Annotated in this window: 13 protein-coding genes and 2 pseudogenes; 6 read left to right on the plus strand and 9 right to left on the minus strand. The window is 71.5% G+C overall.

Going from position 1 to position 18,571, the window contains the following annotated elements:
• The first annotated feature begins 115 nt into the window (after positions 1-115).
• Complete coding sequence (locus ACFWBT_RS32015) at positions 116-454, plus strand: MerR family transcriptional regulator (RefSeq protein WP_385706480.1); 339 nt, start codon at positions 116-118, stop codon at positions 452-454.
• Here the strand turns inward: ACFWBT_RS32015 and ACFWBT_RS32020 are convergent.
• Positions 451-726: a hypothetical protein gene (locus ACFWBT_RS32020; RefSeq protein WP_385706481.1), complete on the minus strand. Its 276-nt coding sequence runs from the start codon at positions 724-726 to the stop codon at positions 451-453. The two genes, ACFWBT_RS32015 and ACFWBT_RS32020, sit on opposite strands and share 4 nt — an antisense overlap.
• Here ACFWBT_RS32020 and ACFWBT_RS32025 point away from each other — a divergent pair.
• Entirely contained in the window at positions 685-1,347 is a 663-nt protein-coding gene (locus ACFWBT_RS32025; RefSeq protein WP_385706482.1) for a hypothetical protein, read from the plus strand. The two genes, ACFWBT_RS32020 and ACFWBT_RS32025, sit on opposite strands and share 42 nt — an antisense overlap.
• A gap of 517 nt (positions 1,348-1,864) precedes the next feature.
• Here ACFWBT_RS32025 and ACFWBT_RS32030 read toward each other — a convergent pair.
• A complete protein-coding gene (locus ACFWBT_RS32030; protein ID WP_385706483.1) occupies positions 1,865-3,121 on the minus strand; it encodes an esterase/lipase family protein in 1,257 nt (418 codons plus the stop codon).
• A 590-nt stretch (positions 3,122-3,711) separates the two neighbouring features.
• Between ACFWBT_RS32030 and ACFWBT_RS32035 the strand changes: the two genes are divergently transcribed.
• A complete protein-coding gene (locus ACFWBT_RS32035) occupies positions 3,712-4,770 on the plus strand; it encodes a helicase HerA domain-containing protein (RefSeq protein ID WP_385706484.1) in 1,059 nt (352 codons plus the stop codon).
• Positions 4,771-5,133: 363 nt separating this feature from the next.
• Here the strand turns inward: ACFWBT_RS32035 and ACFWBT_RS32040 are convergent, their stop codons facing one another.
• Genes ACFWBT_RS32040 through ACFWBT_RS32050 form a run of 3 tightly spaced genes read right to left on the minus strand, consistent with a single transcriptional unit; the run spans position 5,134 to position 10,504 of the window.
• Positions 5,134-7,362 (minus strand): bifunctional serine/threonine-protein kinase/ABC transporter substrate-binding protein, encoded by a 2,229-nt coding sequence (locus tag ACFWBT_RS32040; RefSeq protein ID WP_385706485.1) that lies wholly within the window; start codon positions 7,360-7,362, stop codon positions 5,134-5,136.
• Positions 7,362-9,641, minus strand: coding sequence for a bifunctional serine/threonine-protein kinase/ABC transporter substrate-binding protein (locus ACFWBT_RS32045; RefSeq protein ID WP_385706486.1), 2,280 nt, complete (start codon positions 9,639-9,641; stop codon positions 7,362-7,364). The genes ACFWBT_RS32040 and ACFWBT_RS32045 overlap by 1 nt, the downstream gene beginning before the upstream one ends.
• Positions 9,641-10,504 carry a hypothetical protein gene (locus ACFWBT_RS32050; RefSeq protein ID WP_385706487.1) on the minus strand — a complete coding sequence of 288 codons (864 nt, stop codon included), beginning with the start codon at positions 10,502-10,504 and terminating at the stop codon, positions 9,641-9,643. Before ACFWBT_RS32050 ends, ACFWBT_RS32045 begins: the two co-directional genes overlap by 1 nt.
• 184 nt (positions 10,505-10,688) lie before the next feature.
• Here ACFWBT_RS32050 and ACFWBT_RS32055 point away from each other — a divergent pair.
• Positions 10,689-10,800: pseudogene (locus tag ACFWBT_RS32055) on the plus strand (aldo/keto reductase); the annotation flags it as partial.
• Positions 10,801-10,837: 37 nt separating this feature from the next.
• Here the strand turns inward: ACFWBT_RS32055 and ACFWBT_RS32060 are convergent.
• The 4 genes from ACFWBT_RS32060 to pnuC all read right to left on the minus strand — a co-directional run bounded on the left by ACFWBT_RS32060 (position 10,838) and on the right by pnuC (position 14,133).
• Entirely contained in the window at positions 10,838-11,500 is a 663-nt protein-coding gene (locus ACFWBT_RS32060; RefSeq protein WP_385706488.1) for a lysophospholipid acyltransferase family protein, read from the minus strand.
• A gap of 178 nt (positions 11,501-11,678) precedes the next feature.
• On the minus strand, positions 11,679-12,419 hold the full coding sequence (locus ACFWBT_RS32065; protein WP_385706489.1) for an NUDIX domain-containing protein: 741 nt from the start codon (positions 12,417-12,419) through the stop codon (positions 11,679-11,681).
• Positions 12,416-13,507 carry an AAA family ATPase gene (locus ACFWBT_RS32070; protein ID WP_385706490.1) on the minus strand — a complete coding sequence of 364 codons (1,092 nt, stop codon included), beginning with the start codon at positions 13,505-13,507 and terminating at the stop codon, positions 12,416-12,418. The genes ACFWBT_RS32065 and ACFWBT_RS32070 overlap by 4 nt, the downstream gene beginning before the upstream one ends.
• The gene (gene pnuC, locus ACFWBT_RS32075; protein WP_385706491.1) at positions 13,504-14,133 is read right to left on the minus strand and encodes a nicotinamide riboside transporter PnuC; all 630 of its coding nucleotides are present in this window, start codon (positions 14,131-14,133) and stop codon (positions 13,504-13,506) included. The genes ACFWBT_RS32070 and pnuC overlap by 4 nt, the downstream gene beginning before the upstream one ends.
• Before the next feature lie 425 nt (positions 14,134-14,558).
• Here pnuC and ACFWBT_RS32080 point away from each other — a divergent pair, with 425 nt between their 5' ends.
• Together ACFWBT_RS32080 and ACFWBT_RS32085 are read left to right on the plus strand one after the other, a co-directional pair.
• The gene (locus ACFWBT_RS32080; RefSeq protein ID WP_385706492.1) at positions 14,559-17,729 is read left to right on the plus strand and encodes a hypothetical protein; all 3,171 of its coding nucleotides are present in this window, start codon (positions 14,559-14,561) and stop codon (positions 17,727-17,729) included.
• A gap of 316 nt (positions 17,730-18,045) precedes the next feature.
• A pseudogene (locus ACFWBT_RS32085) lies at positions 18,046-18,571 on the plus strand (hypothetical protein); the annotation flags it as partial.

The following is an 18,571-nucleotide window of genomic DNA, read 5'->3' on the forward strand; positions in this document are numbered from 1 at the left end:
TGCGGACACAGAAGGCCGGTGCAGTATCAGGGCCGGCAGATGGTGTAGCAGTTCCTTCGGGGCCCTGGCACACATGGTGCCAGGGCCCCTCCACGCGTTCCACGAGAGAGGTGCGATGACAGCAGACGACTCGTTCGACCGGCTCGACGACGACGATTACCCCGCCTACACGATGGGCCGGGCCGCCGAGATGCTCGGCACCACCCAGGGCTTCCTCCGCGCCACCGGCGAAGCCCGCCTCATCACCCCGCTGCGCTCCCCGGGCGGCCACCGCCGCTACTCCCGCTACCAGCTGCGCATCGCCGCCCGCGCCCGCGAACTTGTCGACCAGGGCATGCCGATCGAGGCCGCGTGCCGCATTGTCATCCTCGAGGACCAGCTCGAAGAAGCCCAGCAACTGAACGCCGCATACCGCCGCGAGACCGGAACGGCAGACTCGACGACCGCGGCTTAAGGAGCGGTCTGCGGCTGGCTGGAGGCGTCAGCCATCTGCTGCTCGTGGTGGTGCTTGAGCGCGTCACGGGCCGCGAGGACGTCGGCCGGGGCGAGGCTGCTCCAGTACACGTGCGTGACGACCGTCCCGGCGAGTTCGACTTCCCGCGCTCGTAGCCGGGCGATCTCCGCCGCGTCCTGGGGATCCCAGTCGGGGGAGGAGGGCCGGGACGACTTCCGCCAGGCGTTCTCGTGCGTCTCCCACGCGTCCAGCGGTTCGGCCGACCACGGCACCCGCTGGTAGAGCGTCTGCAGTTCGGAGCCTTCGGCGACCTCGACGGGCGCAGGCCCGCGTTGCTGGGCATGTACGAGGCCGTCGGCGACGCCACCGCCTACCGGGCGGAGCTGTCGGAGCGCGTCGACCAGCCGGTCCTGTCCGACGACCCGATCCTGCAGCGTGACCTCCAGCTTCCCGCCTCCTGGTGGACCGAGCTGACCGAGGCGCTGGAGAAAGTGTCGGCGGCCGGCACCGACCGTGTCGCCGTACGCGAGCAGTACATGACCCGGGCCATCCCCGAGTTCCTCGGGATCCCGGCCCCTGCGGTGGCCTTCTGGACCACCGCCCACGGTGACCTGCACGGGGCGAACCTCACCTCGCCGTTGCGGATCCTGGACCGGGAGGGCTGGGGCCGCGCACCGCAGGGCTTCGACGCCGCCACGCTCTACGCCTACACGCTGCTCAAGCCGGACACCGCCGCCCGCGTTCGCGACGCCTTTCCCATCCTGGGCAGCCCGGCCGGCTTCGCAGCCGAAGCCACCGTGTGCGCCCAACTGCTCCAGACCGTAGCCCGCGGCGACAACCTCACCCTCGCCGACCCGCTACGGGACTGGTCCGAGGAACTCCGCCGCCGCTGAACTGCCGGTCCCACCTGCGCGTCCGCGCGGGCAGCATCTCGCCTCACGGGCCCGGATGTCATTCCCCGAACGGTTGTCCTTTTTGGCGCCTGTGTGACGACGCAGTCTTGTTGGCAAGAATCGGAATCGGCTGCCGCTGGTCAGAGAGAGCTATGACGCCACGTAGTTGGCAAGAGCGACGCAGGCTGGTCGGCAACCTGTGATTACGGATTGTGATCTCCTCTCCGAGGATTCCGCCGGCGTAGTCCGGCAGGAGGTCGTGGAGGTATTCGGGCCGGGCGGTGCCCGCCAGCGCTATCTCGGGACGGCGGAGATGTTGGACGGTAATCAGGGAGCGACACCGTCAATATTTGCTGGCAAGCCTGCTGAGCAACACTGTTACGCGCCCAACTCGGGCACATGGTCAGGCACCGCGGCCTCGTGGAGCCGACCAGTGCACAGGTCCTGGGGCCCGGAACCAGTACGGTTCCGGGCCCCAGGCGGGTTTCGCGCCCGATGAGGGCGTCCCGGCTGGTGGTTACGCGTCCTTGAGCTTGGTCACGATCCACTCTCCGAGTTCTCGGGTCATGACGGTGTGGCCTTCGTTGGTGGTGGCGCAGCGGAAGTCGTGGAGGTCGCTGTAGTCGGAGTTGATCTTGCTGTAGAGGGCGTCGTGGTTGTCGATGTCGGCGACAGCGACGGCGCTGATGGTGGGGACGAAGGTGGAGGCGTTGTGCGCGGGTTGCGCCGCCGCGCTGTTGAGAAGGTTGGCCAGCATGTTGGCCACGCCGAAGTTGGAGGCGCCGCCGAGGAGCTCGGGGAAGAGACCGCCGGGGGCGCCGTCGATTTCGGGGAAGCCGGTGGTGTTGATCGAGACCTCGGCCTGGCCCAGTTCCCGCATCCGGGCGACGGTCTTGCTTCCCTGTCCCTGGGTACGCAGCTGCGCGGCCACCTTCGGTCCGGGGGTGTCCATCGCGGGGCTGTCGGCGGGGATGTTGTTTCCGGCGCCGGTGCCCGTTCCGTTGGCGACGCCGAGCAGGCGGGGGATCTGGGGCCACTCGCCCATCCGCTGCAGTGCGTCCAGGAAGTCTGTCCGTGCCTGGTCCTGACCGGCGGCGACGTCGAGTGTGGTGGTGGTTCCGGTTGCGAGGTGCCAGCGCAGCATCTGGCGTGCGGCGGGGCTGTTGATCAGGTCGGAGTAGAGGTTGTAGAGCGGCTTGCCTGCGCCTCCCCAGTGGGCCTTCACGTAGTGGGCGAACGCCTGGACTCCCAGGGGCAGCCACGCGCCGCGGTGCGGGGTGTCGTAGGAGAGGTAGGTGGCGGTCTCGTGCCGCATCTTCTGCCGCTCCAGCTTGGCCAGGGCGTAGCGGGTGACCAGTCCTCCCATGCTGAAGCCGCCCACCGTCAGCGGGGCGTCGCCTTCGCGCTCGCCGAGCGTCTGCATGATGCACTGGATCGCGACCTCGGCGTTGTCGAGGACGGACGCGGTGCGGTCGGCGAAGCCCAGCAGAATGACGTCGAAGCCGGCCTGGCGCAGCGTGGAGATGAACGGGTACTCCCCCTTCTCCAGGCCGTCGTACAGGATGTCGACGTCGGTTCCTTCCGGGGCGAAGCCGTCGGCGAGGATCACCGGTCGCTTGAGGACCTTCTCGCCGGGTGACCTGTAGAAGACCCAGGCGGTTCCGCTGGTGGTCATGGTGCGGAGATCCCACTTGGTGTCCCAGGGGGCGGGTTGCACGGCGGCGCGCTCAGACCCCGGAGGGGTACCCCAGATATTGACGACAGGCTTGGACATGCTTCGACGTCTCCTTTTGTGTCGCGGCGATCATGCCGAACACAGCCATCGTTCCGACGCGTACACCCCCAACCCACCTGAATCCGGTGAGATCACTCTCCTGGGCATGAAACGGCCCTATTCACCCCATCCCGTGCGCCTCGCGTACACGGTCACGCCTGTCGTCCGGCCGTAGGTGTCCGCTTCCGACGGCACCGTTGCGCCCCACGCACACCCGGCACGAAGGGCGTTGGACGGCATGGCGCAGACGAGTTCGACAAGCAGGTGGAGGAGAACGCCGAATCCCTCATGCTCGGCATCGGCCGGGCCCTGGCCGGGCGGGACCTGGACGGCGTGAAGCGGACCGACGCCACGTTCTGGCGGTCGGCCACCCGCCTCCTGCCGAAGGTGGAGGGCCGCGTACCCCGCCGCTCCTACCGGGCCGGGTGGCAGCGTCTGTCCTTCCGCCTGGTGCTGGGGGCTGGGGTTGCCGAGAGCAGCCCTGCTCAGCCGGGATCCCGAATCCACCGCGCAGACCTTCCAGGACCTGTGGGGGAACCGGGACGCCACCCTGGCCACGCTGGAGACGGGGGATCGGCGCGGCCTCCGCGATGGCCGTCGGCGGTGTCGCGTACGGGCTGCTGACCCGTGAGCGCCGGGAGCTGATGCGTGAGTGGGTCGTCCCGCTGCACGAGGCGCTCACGATCCCGCTGGGGATCGCGGAGGAGACAGCGCCGCGCCGCTACCTGCACATCCCGAAGAACTTCACCGACGACGACGCGTCGATACGCGTCGATCTGCCCACGCACCTGCGGTTCTCCCGCGACGTGGTCGCCGACCTCATCACCCAGAAACTCGCCCTGGAGGGCGTGACGTTCTCCTGGCATCCGGCCGGGCGCAACCCGTACGTGCTGGTGAAGAAGACCCGCAAGCCCCCGGCGAAGGCTGCCTCCAAGGACCCCAAGGTGCGCGAGCTGGTGGCCAAGGCCAAGGAGTCCGCACCGATCATCGGAATCGGGTCCAGCAACCGGATCGTCTCCGTCGACCTCGACGCGGACTCCCCGCACATCCTGGTCAACGCCTCCACCGGCGGCGGCAAGTCGGTGACCCTGCGCTGCATCGCCTGCCAGATGCTCCACCACGGCTCGCTCGTGTTCGTCCTCGACTTCAAGCGGATCTCCCACCCGTGGGCGCTCGGCATGGAAGGCCGGCGCCGTACCCGGGTCGCCGACGAACTCGGCATCGACGCCGACCCGCACGGCATCGGTCCGCGGCTGCTGATCCTCCTCGAAGAGATCAACGCCACGATGAAGCAAGTGGCCCGCTACTGGGAGAAGATCCGCGAGTCCGGCGACCCGAAGGTCTCCCCGGCCGTCGACGCGCTCAACGAGATTCTCTACATGGGCCGCCAGCTGCGCATGCACGTGCTCCTGGTCGCGCAGTCCGTGACCGCCCGGGCCCTGGGAGGACCGGCAGTCCGCGAGCAGTTCGCGACCCGCATCCTGGCCCGCTACAGCGTGAACGCCTGGCGCATGCTCGCCCCCGAGGTGACCCCGCACCAAGTCGACCAAGCACCAGGGCCGCGCCCAGGTCGTCATCGGCGGCACCGCGAGCGAGACGCAGGTGCTGTTCTTCACCGAGGCCGAAGCCCGGGAGTGGGCCACCACTGACAAGGCCGCCACCGACCCGAAGCACGCGGCCGTCCCGACGCAGCCTGGCCCTTTGCGGCTGCAGAAGCCGCCCGCGCCCGCCGCATCCGCTGACTTCCTCGCCGACGCCTGGAGCATCAAGCCCCCGGGCGAAGGGCCCGGCCGACACCACCGCCACCGATCCGTCCTTCCCGGACCCGGCGGGCAAGGCCGGAGCGGACCGAGGGCAGGACCCGTGCCGGGATCGGACGGTGGCCGGTGACGCCGATCCGGACAACCGCGGGACACGCACGCCACCCGTTTCCCATCCCGGAGCGCTGCCGCCCGCCCTGACGACGCACGACGGGTCTGCATACGGCCGGAACACACAGCGGCCGTCCCACTTCATGACACCGCGGCATCCCGGTAGTGCCCCAGGTACCGGAACGCGCCGTCGACGACCTGGAACTCGAACATCGCGTCGTGGTTGTAGCCGTACCCCGACTCGTACTTGACCGTGCGGGTGATGCCGGAATACGTGATCTCGGGCATCCGGCGGGCGATCGCGCCCCGCTCTGTCAGCGTGGTGCCGCCCTTGTCGCAGGCCTTGGCCAGGAACATCACGGCGTCGTGGGCCTCCGCCGCATACCGGCCGGGGTCGGCGCCGAAGCGGGCGCGGTAGGCCGCCGTGAACGCGCGGGCGGACGGGCGGGCCGTCGGGTCGGTGAAGGAGGTGACGAAGACCCAGCCCGTCGCGGCGGCGCCGGCCGACGCGAGGAACCGTGGGTCGAGAGCGCGTTCCGTCGCCATCCTGGCGCCGGTGAACCGCGCGGCGGTCAGCGCCGTCGCGAGTCCGGCGGCCCGGGCCGGGTCGCCGGTGAAGACGACCGCGTCCGCGTGGGCGGACCTCACCTCGGCGGCGAGCGACGCGTAGTCGATCTTCCCGGCGGCCACATGGGTCACCGTGGCGTCCCGGCCGTTCCGCCGCAGCGCCTGCTCGGTCTGGTCGCACACGGTCCAGGCGAAGTCGTCCTGCGCCCGGTCGTCCACGAGGAACACCTTCCGGGAGTCGACGTGGTTGCTGAGGTAGCGGACGATGGGGGCGGCGAGAAGCCCGTACGTGACGTGCAGCGCCGCATGGCAGTGGAAGACGCTCGTACCGGACGTCGAACTCAGTGTGTCGGTGCCCACCGAGACGGACACGACGGGCATCACCGCCTTGGTGTACGTCCTCTCGGTGGCGTGGAAGCAGGCGTCGGTGGTGGGGCCCAGTACGGCGAGCAGCTCGGCGTCCTTCGTCAGCCGGGCGGCCAGCTCGTCGGCCCGCCCGGTGTCGCCGCCGTCGTCGTACGTCCGCAGCTTCAGCCGGAAAGGGCGGTCGCTCTGCGCGTCGAGCTGTTCGACGGCCAGCCGGGCGCCGTTGAGCTGGGCCTTCCCGATGTCCTTGTCGGCGCCGGTCAGATCGCCGTGGAACGCCACGACCAGTTCTGGGCGCCGAGGGCCGGTCCCGGACGGCGTGGACGTCGGCGGCTTCGCCCGTGTGCTCCACCACCAGGCCCCGCCACCGCCCGCCGCGAGGAGTCCCGCCGTCGAGCCGAGGCGCAGGAAGCCGCGGCGGCCGACTGCGCGCGGGGTGGGGCCGGTGGCGGTGACGGCCGTCAGCGTCGCGGCCTCCGGCGACGCCGTACTCGCCGTGTTCGACGGTGTGGACGCGGACACCTGGGTCGGCTCGATCGCGCCGATGGTGAGCACGGCGGCGGACCTGTCGTTGATCAGCCGGGTGACCGGCGCGGGCAGCCAGTCGGACGACTCGGCGGAGTCGGCCGCCGCCTTCTCCCCGAGCGCCGCACGGAGCCGCGCCAGGCTCGGGCGGTCGGCCGGATCCTTGTGCAGGCAGGCTCTCAGCAGGGGTGTCAGACCGTCCGGGAGCGCCGCCGGATCGGGCTCCTCGTAGACCGTGCGCAGCAGCACCCCCGCCGCAGCGCCGCCGCCGAACGGCCGCACCCCGGTCGCGGCGAACGCCAGCACGCACCCCAGCGAGAACACGTCGCTGGGCGGCCCGGTCTCGCCGCCCCGCGCCCGCGCCTGCTCGGGCGACAGGAAGCCGGGCGAGCCGACGATCACACCGCTGGAAGTGAGCGCGGTGGCCTCCGGCGCGCGGGCGATGCCGAAGTCGATGAGCCGTGGCCCGTCCGGGGCCAGCAGGACGTTCCCCGGCTTCACGTCGCGGTGCACCAGACCGGCCCCGTGCACCGCCTCGAGCGCTTCGGCGAGACGCACGCCCAGCACCCGTACGGAAGCGAGCGACAGCGGCCCGAAGGCGTGCACCGCCTCGGCGAGCGAGGGCCCCGGCACGTACGAGGTCGCCAGCCACGGTGTCTCCGCGTCGGCGTCCGCGTCCAGCAGCGGGACCACCCAGCGGTTGCCGACCTGCCGGGCGGCCTCGACCTCACGGCGGAAGCGGGCCCGGAACCCGCTCTCGTCGGCGTACGAGGACCGGACCGTCTTCACCGCGGCGATCGCCCCGCCCGGCGCACGGGCCAGGAAGACCACGCCCATGCCGCCGGCGCCCAGCCGCCGCAGCAGACGATAGCGGCCGATCCGCGACGGGTCGCCGACCCGCAGGGGCTCCATCAGACGGTGAGCGGCGCGGGGCCGTCGTACACGAAGGCACCGTGGTCCACCCGCCAGAGGAAGCCGCCGGTGCCGTCGATGACCATCATTCCGTTCTGCTTGAAGGCGAACGTCTTGGTGATGCCCTCGTACTTCCCGTCCCGGACGGCCGTGAGCAGGTTCTGCCGGGTTCGGCTCTTCGACGGCAGCCCGGCCAGGGCCTTGAGCAGCATCCCGGTCACGTCGTAGGCCTCCGCCGCGTACCGGGGCGGCGCCTCCTTGAAGCGCTCGCGGTAGGCGGCGGCGAACTTCCGCGCCTCGGGTTTGCGGGTCGCGTCGATGACCGGGGCCACCATCACCCAGCCCTCGGCGCCTTCCTGAGCCTGCGTCAGGAATCGTTCGTCCAGCAGCGCCGGTCCGGACACCCGCGCACCCGGGAAGGCGCGTTCTCGCAATGTCGCGGCGATCAGCGCTCCCCGGTCGGGCAGACCGGCGAAGAACACGGAGTCGGCCCCGGCGGAGAGCACCGCGTCCACCGCGCTGCCGAAGTCGCGGCGCATCGCGCTGACCACTTCCGGAACGGACGGGTAAGGGATGGCGCCGAGCGCATTGCTGAGGGAACTGCCCAGATTCGTCCCGTAGTTGCCGGCCGGGCGATCGACGACGATGCCGACCTTGCGCGATCGCGCCGTGCCGCGCAGGTAGTTGCTCACGTAGACGGGCAGCACCGCGTCGGGCAGCCGTGCGTGCAGGAACGAGCGGAACCCCTGGATGGACAGGGCGGTCGTGCCGGGAGACACGCCGACGACCGGCAGCAGCCCGGCGTCGTACGTCGCGAGCGCCGCCTGCCCGGTCTCGTCGGTGGTCGGGCCGACCACGGCGAGGACCGCCGGATCATCGGTGAGCTCCGCGGCTAGCCGGGCCGAGGCCGCCGGATCACCCCCGTCGTCGACCGCCTTGACCTTCACGGTGAACGGGGCGTCGGCGCGTGCGTTGAACTCCGCGACCGCGAGCCGCAGTCCGCGCTCCTGGGCCCGGCCCGTCTCCCGCTGCGGTCCGCTGAGGTCGCCGTGCAGCGCGACGGTGTGCACCGGCCGGCGTGAGGACGCGGCGGCGGCAGGGCTCTCGCCTCCCGAGCCGCCGTCGCGGGCGACCGCCCACCAGGCCCCGCCCCCGCCCGCCGCCAGCGCCACGGCCCCGCCGGCGAGCAGCAGGAAACGACGCCGCCCGGCCGGGCGGGAGTCCCGCGGCTCCGCAGGCCCGGACATCTCATGCGTGTCGGGCTGTGTCGGGTCGGCAGCGGCCGGTGTGTCGGACGGCGCCAGCGTGTGGTCGATGTCAGGAAGCGCGAGCGCGGCGGCCGAGCGCTCGGCGATCAGCCGGGCGACCGGCTCGGGCAGCCACCCGGACGCCTCCTCGTCCCGCGGTGCGGTCTCGGACGTCCCTTGGTCGCGCGGTGTGGCCTCGGAGGTCCCTTCGTCCTGGGCGGTGCCGTCGGCCGACAGCTCGCGCACCAACTCACCGGCATCCGGCCGCCGGGCAGGATCCTTCTCCAGACAGCGGCCCAGCACCTCGAGCAGCCACGCCGGCACGCCGTCGAGGTCCGCCGGGTCGTGGACGGCACGGTAGAGCAGGGCGTCGACCGCTCCGGTGCCGAACGGCGCGCGGCCGGTCGCCGCGAACGCCAGGACACAGCCGAGGGAGAACACGTCGCTCGCCGGGCCGATGCCCTCCCCGCCCCGCCCCTCGGCCTGCTCGGGAGACAGATAGCCGGGTGTGCCGACCACCATCCCGGTCGCCGTGAGCGTCCGGTCCTCCGGCGCGCGGGCGATGCCGAAGTCGATGAGTCGCGGCCCGTCATGGGCGATCAGCACATTGCCCGGCTTCAGATCCCGGTGGACCAGCCCGGCCCGGTGCACCTCGCCCAGCGCCTCGGCCAGCCGGGCGCCGAGCAGCCGCAGACCGCGCTCGGGCAGCGGCCCGTAGGCGGTCACGGCCTCGCCCAGCGACGGTCCGGGCACGAACGCCGTCGCCAGCCATGGAGCCTCGGCGTCCGGGTCGGCGTTCACCAGCGGTACCGCCCAGGGGCTGTCGACCTGCCGGGCGACCTCGACCTCGCGGCGGAACCGCTCCTTGAAGCCCGGCTCCTCGGCGTACTCGGCGAGCAGCACCTTCAGTGCCACCAGCGCGCCGCCCGGCGTGCGCGCCAGGTACACCACGCCCATGCCTCCGGCGCCGAGCCGCCCGAGCAGGCGATGGTCCGCGATACGCGCGGGGTCCGACGAACGCAGCGGCTCCATCAGCTGTCTCCTCCGAGCTCGAACTCCACACGGTTGAGCATCGTGACGTTGGCGTGCGACGTGTACTTGTCCAACTCGTTGTCCGAGTAGCCCTTGGCGCCCTTCACCGATACCGCCAGCGTCACCGTGCCGAGCCGGGTGACGTACCAGCGGTAGGTCTGCTTGCTGTTCCCAGTGAGATACGAACCGATTTCCACGACCTGGTCGTCGGCGTAGGTGTTGTTGCCCTGGCCGTAGGGAGTGGCGGCCGAGATGAGTTCGGAGATCCGCTCGTCGGTACGGACCTGCTGCTGGCGGCAGCGCAACGGCTCCTCCAAGGTGGAGGCCAGCCGCTCGTCGGCGTCTCGCACGGTGGTGTGCACGGTGACCGCCGCGCTCACCTTGAGCTCGCCTTTGCCGTCGGCGGCGGGAATCTCGCTGTAGAGGGACAGGGAGGCCAGGACGCCCTTGGGCAGCGCCCGCCGCTCCCACCGGCACTGCCCGTCCAGCACGGCGACGGTGCCCGGGGTGCTCACGGCCGGCCGCTGCGCCCGGAAATCCGCGCCCCACCCCTGCGGTTTCAGCGCGACGGCCGCCGCCAGCGCCTCGGCCCGGCTCTTCGTCCTGGGCACCTTGGCGGGGTCGGCCTCGAACGGCGTCAGCGACGACGCGTCACCACCCGAGGAGGACGCGGACGCGGCGGCCGAGGGAGAGCGGGACGTGGCCGCCGCGGGGGATCTCGATGGTGCCGAAGGGCTCGGCCCGGCCGCCTTGCCGTCGTCCCCGGAACCGCAGCCGCTGAGCACCACGGCCGCCGTGGCTAATGACGCGGCGACCCGCCACGGCCAAGTGCTCCTGTACACAACGGTGTTGCCGTTGCTCATCCCCGCCCCCCTCGCTCACGAGCCCCCCGCTCGCGTGGGGTGATCGTACCGGCGGACACGAGGAGAGGGCGGGCGGTTGCACGAACGGGGGACGGGCCGAGTCAGTGGGCGTCGGCCCGTTCGTCGGCATGGAGGACCGACCGCGCTGCCGAACCCTGCGTAGATGGACGGCGTGGACCTCGGCGTCGAAGCCGGGGCGCTGCCCGCCTGCCATGAGCTGGGCATCGGCTTCGTGCCGCACTCGCCGCCCGGCCGCGGTTTCCTCGCCGGCCGGTCCACCTCGCCGGACGGGCTGGGACGGGCTGCCGCGGGGTTGTGGCGGACGCCGTCGGCCTATGCGGCGAGCGCGTCGAGTTCTCCGAGCCGGGCGGCCGCCGTTCGCCAGGCGGCCGTCACCGCTGTGTGGGCCCGCTCGGTCCGGGCGGCACCGTCTGCTGTCAACTGGACTGGTTCGCCCACGTGCACGTGCAGTTGCGGGCGGCGCAGGGGTGCCGTGAACAGGCCTGCGAGCTGCTTGGCCATGTTTCCTGAGGTGACCCGACGGGCGCCGGCCTGGCCCACGGGCACGACGGGAGCACCGGTTCGCTCGACGAGCCGGGACAAGCCGCTGCGGAAGGCCTCGGGGGCCGCTTCTGCGGCGTCTCCCCGGTGCGGGAGACCGCCCTCGGCGTAGATCAGAACCAGGCGCCCGCGCTCCAGTGCCTCAGCGGCTCCATTCAAGGCGTCCGCTGCGCGTCGGTCGCCCCGGTGGACGGGAATATGCCCTTCGCGGGCAAGCGCGCGTCCGAGGATCGGGACGCGCCACAGCCCGGCAGCCGCCATGACAACCGGACGAACCCCGAGGCGGTGCAGCGCGGCGAGCATGATGGCGGGGTCGGCGAGCGAGGTGTGGTTCGCGACGATGATGCTGCCGGGGGCGAGTTCGGCGCCCGCGTCGGTGGTGATCGTGAGGCGGCCGAAGGCGGGCACCAGGACGTCGGCGAGGCGGCTGAGCATGTTCGGTCTCCCGATCTCGACAGTGTTGACCTTCATCGTCGGCCGTACGGGTCCCCGGGGCCTGAGTAGTAGCACTCATCTTCTGCGGCCCGGTACCCAAGGGCGGCTGTGGCTCCGTCCGCTGCCACCTGCTCCGTGCGTGGCGGAATGGCGCCGGCCGACCAGGTCGCCGAACAGATCAGCCTCGACCAGGGGCGCCTTCCGGCCGGAGCAGGGGCGGGTGCAGGGCGGTGGCCGGGCCGGCGCGGTAGAGCGCGGCGGGTTTGCCGCGGCCGCCGGTCAGGCGGGCGCCGCCGGGGACGGCCTGCACGAAGCCGGGGGTGGCGAGCACCTTGCGGCGGAAGTTGGGGCGGTCGAGGCCGGTGTCCCAGACCGTTTCGTAGACGGCTTGCAACTCGCCGAGGGTGAACTCGGGCGGGCAGAAGGCGGTGGCCAGGCAGGTGTACTCCAGCCTGGCCTGGACCTGTTCGCGGGCATCGGCGAGGATGCGATCGTGGTCGAAGGCTAGGGCGGCGGCCTCGGCCTCGGCGAGCGGCAGCCAGCGGGCCTGGGCGGCGTCGCCGCCGGCCGAGGGTTCGGGCAGATCGGGGACCAACGCGGCGAAGGCCACCGAGACCACCCGCATCCGGGGGTCGCGATCCGGGTCGCTGTAGGTGCGCACCTGCTCCAGGTGGAGGCCGTCGAGCAGGGACTCCGGCAGGCCGGTCTCCTCGGCGAGTTCGCGGCGACAGGCCTCCTCGGCCGACTCGCGGGGCAGCAGGAAGCCGCCGGGCAGCGCCCAGGCGCCCGCGTACGGCTCCTGGCCGCGCCGGATCAGCAGCACCTGCAGGGCACCGGCGCGCACAGTGAGCACGGCGAGGTCGACGGTCACCGCGAACGGCTCGTACGCGGACGGGTCGTACGGGGCGGCGGCCGTCACCGGTGTTCCGGGAGCGGGTCGTTGAAGTGCCAGCCCTCGGCGAGCAGGCCTTCCACCGCCGCCACGGCGGTGCGCAGCCGCTCCTCGGGGCTGCCGGTGACCAGCAGGAACCGGCGGCCGGTGCGCTCCAGTTCTTCCCGGAACCGGCCGGTCATCCACGGGCGCAGGTGCGGGCCGTCGCGCAGGCCGTCGTCCTCGAAGGGCACGCCCTCGTGGTCGGTGAGCAGGTACAGGTGGCGCAGGGTGCGGGCGGCGACAGCCGCCACCTCGGGGCTGGGCGCGCCGAGGTAGCGCTCGTGCCAGATCGTGGTGGCGAAGGAGTCGGTGTCGCAGAAGAGTACGGGGGAGCCGCCACGGGCTGCCCGCTGTTCGTCGTCGTCCTGGCGGCGGGCGATGACGGGGAACTCCTCGGAGGTGAACTCGGCCTCCGCCCAGTCGGCTCCGGGGGCGACAGCCCGCAGGGCGGCAAGCTTCTCCTCGCTGTACGCGCGCCCGTACTCGGGCACCCAGCCGGTGTCCGTCCAGATACCGCCGCGCTCGCGGTAGTGGGCGGCCAGCGCTCGGGAGAGGGTGGTGGTGCCGGTGGACTCGGCGCCGAGGACGACCACGCGCCGGGCGAGGGCGGCGCGCACGCCCGGGCCGAGGAATTCCCAGCAGCCCACCGGGTCCTTGCGTACGGCTGTGCCGGAGACGGGGTACGCGGTGCGGTCGGGGTCCACACGGACCTCGGCCGCACCGAACCGGCGGGCCAGCTCGGTGCCGTAGGACTCGGAGGTGAACACGGCGTCCACCGGCTCCGGGACGGCCGTGCGGAAGACCGCCATGTGGGCGTCCCACACCGCGGGGTCGTGCAGGTCGACCGGGTGGTCGTCGACGGCGCCGACGATCACGGCCCCTGGGTGGGCCTCGCGCATCCACGCCACCCGGTCGGCGAGCGGCACCGACTCCACGGAGGCGGCGCAGACCAGGACGGTCAGCCGGTCGCACTGTGCGAGGGCGGTGCGGACGAGGTGGTGGTGGCCGGCGTGCGGCGGATAGAACTTGCCGAGCACCAAGCCGTGCCGGTACGTGCGGGTGGCGACGCTCACGCGGTCACCGCCGTGGCGGGGCGGGGGGCGGCGGTCGCGAGGGTGCGCCGCCAGCCGAGGAGGCCGGCCACGCACAGGGCGAGGAAGCCGATGTACAACAGGGAGGTCAGGTACAGGCCCTTGTAGGCGTACAGCGGGATGTAGACCAGGTCGGCGGCGATCCACAGCCACCAGGACTCCAGCAGCTTGCGGCACTGGCCGTAGGTGGCCGTCAGGGACAGGGCGGTGGTGAGCGCGTCCCAGAAGGGGACGGTGGAGTCGGTGGCCCGGTCCAGCAGCAGGGTGAGGGCGGCGGTGCCCAGCACTCCGGCAGCAGCGAGCCAGGCCCATTCGACACCCGTGGTGCGGCGCACGGGCAGGGCGCCGTCGGTGGCGGGTCCGCCGCTGTGGGCCCAGGTCCACCAGCCGTAGGCGGACAGCGCGATGAAGACGACCTGGAGGCCGGCGTCGGCGTACAGGCCGGCCTGGACGAAGAGCACGATGAAGAAGACGTTGTTGGCGATGCCGACGGGCCAGTTGGCGATGTGCTGGCGGGCCACCAGCCAGACGCAGACGGCGCCGGTGGCGAAGCCGAGCGCTTCGGTCCAGCTGAGGTTCCAGTTCACGGACGACTCCTTTATAGTCATCAGGACTATAAACGGGCGGGCAGGTGAAGGACAAGGGAGAAGCCTGAGGCGCCTGGGGCGCCGCGGCTTCTCGGGGTGAATGGGGCACGACCGGCCTGGCGTCGGGCGGACGGCGGCTCGGCTCCGCGCTGACCGCGAACGCGCTGGGGGAGGCGCTGACCGGCGAGCCGGACACCCGGACCCGGTGCGAGAGCGTGCACGTCACCTGCCGCAGTCCGGAGTCGGAACCGCGCGAGACGGACGAGCGGGTCGTTGAGATGACTACCTCGCGCCGGCAGTCGCCACCGCGCTCATTCCAGCCCGCCGACCCGGGGGAGTGATCCGCTTCCGTGTGCCTGGCGGCAACGTGCTGCCGGGAGTTTCAGCCTGTTGTGCTGCGATTCGTTCCGAGATCTTCCGTGTCTGTCTTCGACACTGTGAGCGTCGTGGCGACGTCTGACTGCGAGCGCGAGGTGCACGTGCCCCCAACTTCCATGTTCTCGCGGCTGGGCCGTGTGTGGGCGAGGGGGAGGATTCCCGCCGCGTGTGTCCTGCTGCTCCTGCTATTCGTCAGCGTGCTCGAGGTGGATGCCGCTCTCGGCAGGATTGAGGCGCCCGGGTATCCCGCCGCCACCCTCGGGGGTCTCCAGCTGGACGCCACGTCTCAGGAAGCACGTGAGAACCGGCGGACGGCCTGGTGCGTGTGGACCGAGACCCTGCCGGACGCGACCTCGCCAACCCGGGTGCAGGGCACGTCGGTCGACAAGGGGCCCGCCGACCGGGTGAATGAGTGCTTGAAGGCGTTCCGAAACGCCAGTACGGCCGGCCGGCCCGTCGTACCGCAGACAGAGGGGGAGCAAGCCCGGCAGCTGATCCGGGTATACGTTGCCCTCGATCTGTTCTTCGTCGCGCTCTATACCTTCCTGTTCCTCCGGGCTGTCAGACGTCTGCGCGGCCGACTCCCGCTCGACCCCGACGGGTCCATCGCCACGAACGACCCGGTCGCGGCCTCGCTGGCCACGGGCAGCGGGTGGCCCGTCCTGCTGTGTCTGGCCGGTCTCCTCTGCGTGGTGGAACTCTTTGAGGACTATTGCCAGCTTGCCCTCTCCTGGCATGGCTGGACCCCCCACGCGATCGACCGGCTGGGCGACTTCGCGGGTCTGGCTTCCTGCGCCAAATGGGCGCTCATCGTCCTGGCCCTGATGTTGCTGGGCATGCTGATCGTCCGCACCAGGGTCCTGAGCAGTTGGGGCAGGCCGAGGTACATCGGCCTGATTCGTCTCCAGGCTGGTCTGGCCGCCGTGCTCCTGCTCCTGCTCACGGGGTTCGGCATGGACCAGGTTCAGGACGCGCTGCTTGCCCTGCCGGATCGTGCGGGCACCGCCTTGTGGACGCCAGTGGCCGCGCTCGTCTTCGCCCTGCTGCTGTGGCGCAGCGTCCACCGGACCGCGCTGACCGCCGACCAGGAGTACCGGCCGGTGCCGCAGGGATACCTGGCATTGCTCGCCGCCCTAGCGCTCGTCGGGGGACTTTGCTGGCTCCGGCTGCGGGCGCCGGCCGCGCTCCTCGCCTTCATCGTGGTCCTGTCCGCGCTCGGCGGCGCGGCCTGGCGGTTCGGCACACAGACGGGGGAACGCGGATTCTCCGATGCGCGGAAGACGGCTAGGGGCAGGGCCAAGATGATCCCCGAGCAGGATGTGCGGCGGGCGGGGCTCCTCTCCACCGCGCGGCTGTTGGCCGCTCTGCCGTTGCTTGCCCTCGGGGTGTTCGCCGTCCGTGCCGCAGTGGCCACCGCGGTCGTCGGCCCCCATCGGCCGACCGCGATCGCCCTCGCCTTCTGCGGTCTCGCATGCGCGCTGACGGGGATCGCCCTGCCGGCCGTACTGAAATGGGCGGAGAGTGAGTGGAGTTGGGCGAAACCGCCGACGGACCAGGACAGCGAATCGCAACCGCCGACGGCTCGGGACAGCAAATCGCAGCTCTACACGGTGCTTGCGGTCTTCTGCGTGGTGTTCGTGGGTGTTTCCATCTCCACGCTGGCCGACGCCTACCGTTGGAGTCTGCCCGCCCATACGGGTCCCCTCGCGGTGCTGACGTTCTTCCTCTGCGTCCTGCTGGTCCTCCTGAACGAACTCCAGCGTTGGTCGGAGCGAGCCACGCCTGTGGCCGGATTCCGGCTGCTGGGCCTGCGGCGGACGCCCGTCTTCTCCTTCCTCCTCGTCTGGTTCCTGCTCGCCTCGTTCATCGACGCTCAGGGGAGCCACCTCGTCCGGGTCACCGTCGACAGCACGGAAGCAGGCCCTGCCGATCTGCCGGACCTCGCCGAGCAGTTCGACCAGTGGCTGGACGCCAATTGCGCGACAGCCCCAGCGAAGGGCCCGCTCCCGCTGGTGGTCGTCGCTGCGTCCGGCGGTGGCGTCCGTGCCGCGTACTGGACGGCCGGCGTGCTGGACAAGCTCTTCCCGCCGACGCCCATCACACCGGCGCGGGATTCCGGGTGCGACCCGACGGACGGCCGTGCACCCGTCTTCGCCGTCAGCGGCATCTCCGGCGGCAGCCTCGGCGCGATCTCATGGATCGCCCGGCCCCGCACGAACGACTCCGCGAGTCACAGGTGGGTCTTCGGCGCGGACCACCTGTCCGCTCCGCTCGCCTGGATGACGTACGTCGACCTGCCGCGCTCCTTCATCGGATTCCCGGGGAAGGACCGCGCGGCGGTGCTGGAGCAGTCGTGGGAGGGCAGGCAGCGGGAACTGAAGAAGGACTTCTACGCCACCTGGCAGCGGCGCGGACCCTATTGGAACCCGCTCGCGCTGCTCAACGGCACTGCCATTGAGAGCGGTTGCCGGGTTCTTACGGCCCCGGTCCGGCTCGGAGCCTTCGACCGGCCGGTGGGGCCGACGTCCTGCGCCCGGCGCCCGGAGGACGGCACCCACGGGGAGAAGGGCGGCCCGACGCTGATCGACCTCCGCGGCGGGTTCCTGTGCGGCAGGCAGGATGTCCGGCGCTCCACGGCGGCACTCCTGTCGGCACGTTTCCCGTACATCACGCCGTCCGGGCGGCTCAGTACCGAAACCTGCGACGAGACGGTGAAGAAGGGTGCGAGAGCGCCGGCCTGGCTGTCCGTGGTGGACGGGGGCTATGTGGAAGGCACCGGCAGTCTGACAGCGGTGGATCTCTTCAACGAGCTGAAGCCGCTGGTGGACTGCCACAACCAGGTCGCCGGTGCGGTGAACTGCGGCCGAGGCCGAGCCCGCGCCCACGCCCGGAAGATCGAGCTGGTGCTCGTCCAGATCGACAACGGCTACAGCAGTGTGGCCTCCGAGACACCACCTGGCCGCCCCCACGAGCTCTTCGTGCCGATCAAGGGCCTATTCAGGGCGTACAACACGAAAGACGCGAGCGCGCGTCAGCGTGCCTTCGAGGCCTTCGGTTGCGGCAACTACCTTCGGCTTCCCAACGTCCGAGGCCCGGGCGCGCAGGCTCCGCTGGGTTGGTCGCTGTCCGACAGCGCCAAGGAGAACTTGGACCAGCAGTTGAGGACGATGAAGGACGCGCGGGGCAGCCGACTCACGCTTGCCGGTCAACGCGCGGAGGCCCGTGCCCGTTGCCAGTGATCAGTGATCAGTGATCAGTGATCAGTGATCAGTGATGAGTGTGGAGTGGGTGCGCTCTGCCGCTGGCGTGCACCTCTGCAGTACGTCCTGCTGTTGGGCGGATGTTCCTCAACGGCTTCGTGGTGCTCGCGCTGACGTTCTGCATATCAGCTGGCGGGCGACATCGCTCCTGGCGGTGAGGAACTCATCAAGCGCCTCACGGGCGTCCCGCGTGGCTTCCCCGGGCGTGGCATCGACTGAACCTCCGGAGCGGGCGTTGCGTATCACTCGCAGAGGGACAACTCAGGTCTCTGCCACGGGACGGAAGGAGACCACCGTGCCCACACCGCCCGCGTCCGACTCACCGGACGACCGCCCCGCGCTGGAGCCCATCCGCGTGCTGCGCCCGCGCCGCACCGACGCGCTGGCCCAGCTGCTCGACGAGATACGCCAGGACAAGGACTACCGCAGCCACGAGACCGTGGCCGAACCCGTCCCACACACCCGGACCGACGGCGAGACAGAGGAACTCCCGCCTGTCCCCGGCGGCAAGACGGAGGAACCCCCCGCACCCGACGGCGATGCCCGCCCACCGCGTCCCGTGGGTCGCCCGCGCCTCGGGCCCGGACAGCGCCGGGCGGCCGTGGTGATCGCGGTCGTCGCGGCGGCCGTCGTCGGCTTCGGCTGCTCCCTCCTGATCCCCAGCCGTACCGACGCCACCCCGGCCGCCCCCTCGGCGAGCGCGTCGGCGGCCCCGACATCGGCCGCCCCGGGCGCGGGCGGGGGCGCCGACGGCCGGACCAACCCCCGCGTCGGGTCGGGCCGCGGGGCGCCGGGGAACAGCACGGGCCACCCCGGCACGA

Source organism: Streptomyces sp. NPDC060027, assembly GCF_042737005.1.
GTDB lineage: Bacteria > Actinomycetota > Actinomycetes > Streptomycetales > Streptomycetaceae > Streptomyces.